Annotated in this window: 3 protein-coding genes; 2 read left to right on the top strand and 1 reads right to left on the bottom strand. The window is 49.4% G+C overall.

The features are described from left to right. Window positions 1–96: 96 nt before the first annotated feature. Window positions 97–399, top strand: a complete 303-nt coding sequence (locus tag ACOTWU_RS22220) for a hypothetical protein (protein WP_038806870.1) — start codon at window positions 97–99, stop codon at window positions 397–399. Next, complete coding sequence (locus ACOTWU_RS22215) at window positions 396–2,156, top strand: ATP-dependent helicase (protein ID WP_031942310.1); 1,761 nt, start codon at window positions 396–398, stop codon at window positions 2,154–2,156. Before ACOTWU_RS22220 ends, ACOTWU_RS22215 begins: the two co-directional genes overlap by 4 nt. Window positions 2,157–2,337: 181 nt before the next feature. Here ACOTWU_RS22215 and ACOTWU_RS22210 read toward each other — a convergent pair whose 3' ends face one another. Then, window positions 2,338–3,342: an IS110-like element IS4321 family transposase gene (locus tag ACOTWU_RS22210; protein ID WP_000427623.1), complete on the bottom strand. Its 1,005-nt coding sequence runs from the start codon at window positions 3,340–3,342 to the stop codon at window positions 2,338–2,340. Between the last annotated feature and the right edge of the window lie 7 nt (window positions 3,343–3,349).

Raw genomic sequence — 3,349 nt, 5'->3', positions numbered from 1 at the left:
GTTGGTCGGAAAAACGCTTCTTCATGGGGGTGTCCTCATGTGGCTTATGAAGACATTACTAACATCGCGGTGTGTTAATCAACGGGGAGCAGGTCAATGTCTGTCTGGAGTTTAAGTGGTTCCGGCCGACTCAACGAACAAACGATGCCGCTCGCTGAAGTGGATTTAACAATCAATTCTGACGTGAACACATGGCCTAGATCGTTAGGGGCCGCTGAGCTGGCTGATAACTTACGAGCTTTTATCCGTCACGCCGATCCTCATTCACTATTTCCCAACTGCATTATGTGCGAGCAAGCAGGCCGATGGGAGGATGGCTATCTGCAATGTCACAGTAAGGCAAAGATCGTTCCCTACACCGAGGCCCGTCAGTGCGCCAATTACAAGGTTAAGGCATGACCAAAAGACTGACTTGGGAGCAGAAAAGTATTGTCAGCCATGACACCGGACATGCGTTGGTAAAAGCCGTACCTGGTAGCGGGAAAACAACCACACTTGTAAAGCGCGTTGAGCGGCTGGTCAAGACGGGAACTGATCCTCGCTCCATTCTGATCCTGATGTACAACAAGTCGGCGCAGGTGAGCTTCACGGAGAACTTGAAGACGGCACTGATGTCGAGCGTGATTCCAGAAATCCGCACGTTCCACAGCTTGGCCTTAAAGATTGTTGGTTACGGAGAACGCCAACAGATAATCAAGAAGAAAGACCTCATTACTCCAAGCGACTACCGCTATGAGCAACTGGTAAAGCAAGCCTACCGCTATGGCTTTGACCATGAGGCGAATTATATTGACCCCAATGAAATTGAAAACTTCGAGCTGTTTATTGCTCGCTGCCGGGCGGCGGCCGTAACTCCTGTTGATGCTGCCAATGATCCAACGTTCAGCAACATCAAACGGGAGTTTATTCACGCCTATGGCCGCTATTGTGAGCTGCTGGAGGAAAACAGTCTGCGAACCTTTGATGACTGTTTGATTGAGGCTGTCGCACTGTTGCGTAATGACAGCAGCCTTGGTGCCCACTTCAAGCACATCATTGTTGATGAATATCAGGACGTTAACCTGATACAGCATGACATGACCCGCTTGCTATCTAAGTCGGATACGTCGGTTATGGCTGTTGGTGATGTTAACCAGTGTATTTATGAGTGGCGTGGTGCTCGACCAGACTTTATCGGCGGACTGTTTGAAAGGCACTACCCGAATACGAAGGTGTTTCAACTGTCATGCACGTTCAGATTTGGCCATGAGCTTTCCTTGATGGCTAACTCGGTAATTCGGCGCAACTCTACAAAGCTGACCAAGCTTTGTGTCAGTCATCCTAGCACCCCCAAAACAGAGGTCAGATTGCACTTTGATAACTGCCTATCCAAGGTGCTATCAAACCTCTCGGTGAGCAGTGGAACACAAGCCATATTGTCCCGCACTAAGGCGAACCTTGCTGAGGCGGAAATTGCTTTACGCCTGTGTGGGCTACCTTATCGCTACCTCAATGGTTCAAGCGCATTACACACCCGCACCGAAATCGGGATACTGGTAGTTGGCGTCTTGCTGTCTGTGTACGGCGATCTGCGGCTACTGGAAAACCATCCCAACAAACAAGCGATTGTTTACGGCTTTCTGAAGGAGGCTGGTTTTAGATGGCAGAAAGGGCAATTCAAAGCGGCGCTCAGTGGATTGATGGCTCCGCACGCCGACCTATGGTCTGCTCTAGGTCAGTTATTCGAGGGCGCACAATACCAAAAAGATCGGCTGGGCAGGCTCGCCACTATCTGCCAGAAAGACGGAGAGGAAACGCCTGCTATCGATGTGTTACGACGCCTGAGTATGGAGGGTTTCATTGATAGTGTTGGCTCTGAGGGTGTAACTCGCACTGGATCGAACGACCAGCAACGAGGGGTCGTGAGGATCGGGGAGCTACTTGACTCCAGTAAGATCGATTCCCGCACGTTTTTAAACCTTATCTTGAATCCAGGCGAGGCTGCTACTGACTGCGATCCCTTCATCCTTTCCACACTGCATGGTTCCAAGGGGCTGGAGTGGGATAACGTAATACTGATCGGGGTCGTCTCAGAAAACGGAATCTATGGTCACTCCCGTTTTTGCAACACCGATTTTGACGACAAGTTGGCTTGCTTGAATCTATCCGGCGTCTGAATGGGATTTTATTCCCGCGCCTTGATGAGTTCCGCGCCTGATGAACCTCCAGAAAATATACGGCTTCAATGAGCCTTTCCGTTTTACAGGTTCCTCAACAGGCCGGTGGGCCGTTAGTATCATCAATATCAGTATTCGCAAAACCAGATCAGTAATTCTTTAAACCGGTGTATTTCTGCCGTTATGCTACATAAGTTTGCTGTCGTGCCGTTAGGGCCCAGGCTATTCTGGCCAGCTTGTTTGCCAGAGCACAAGTGACGACAAAGTTGCTTTTCCGGCACAGTAAATCCCTGACCCAATCGGCCAATTTGCCAGACTGGTGTTCCAGTTTTTGTATGAATACCCTGGCACACTGAACCAACAAAGTTCGGATCTTTTTATTACCTCGCTTACTAATTCCCAGCAATGTCGTCCTACCTCCCGTGCTGTACTGCCGAGGTACAAGCCCTGTTGCCGCCGCAAAGTCACGGCTGCTGGCGTACTGCTTCCCGTCGCCAATCTCAGTTGAAATAGTACTCGCTGTCAGTGTTCCGACGCAGGGAATGCTCAGCAAGCGCTGTCCAACCTCATCTTCGTCCAACTTTCGTTTCAACTGGGATTCCAAATCTTTAATCTGCTCAACAAGATAGTGATAATGCTGTTGTAATTTCAGCAATAACTGGCTGAGGTAAAGAGGCAAACTATTATCCTCAAGAATGGTACTCAGTCGGCTAATAACGGCAGCTCCTCGGGGAACGCTAATGCCAAATTCCAGCAGAAAAGCATGCATTTGATTGGTTGTTTTTACCTTATCCTGAACCAGGGATTCACGGACACGATGCAGAGCCCGCATTGCCTGCTGAGATTCCGTTCTGGGCTGCACAAAACGCATAGACGGACGCGATGCAGCTTCACAAATAGCTTCGGCGTCGACAAAGTCGTTTTTATTGCTTTTAACGAACGGGCGGACAAATTGTGGTGATATCAGCTTTGGGGAATGCCCCAACTCTTCCAACTTGCGTGCCATAAAGTGAGAACCGCCACAGGCTTCCATTGCGATGGTTGTAGCGGGGCATGTCGCCAAAAATTCGATCAACTTTGGCCGGGTAAATTTTTTACGGTAAACAGCCTTCCCGCGACGATCCTGGCAATGAATATGGAAAGAGTTTTTACCCAGATCGATACCAATGAGCGCAATGTTTTCCATGATAGTT

Origin of the sequence: Enterobacter cloacae complex sp. GYL001, assembly GCF_049237125.1 — a bacterium.
In the GTDB taxonomy this organism is placed as follows: Bacteria; Pseudomonadota; Gammaproteobacteria; order Enterobacterales; family Enterobacteriaceae; genus Enterobacter; species Enterobacter hormaechei_C.
The sequence above is the reverse complement of the archived record's forward strand: the minus strand, read 5'-3'. Positions and strand labels throughout refer to the sequence as shown.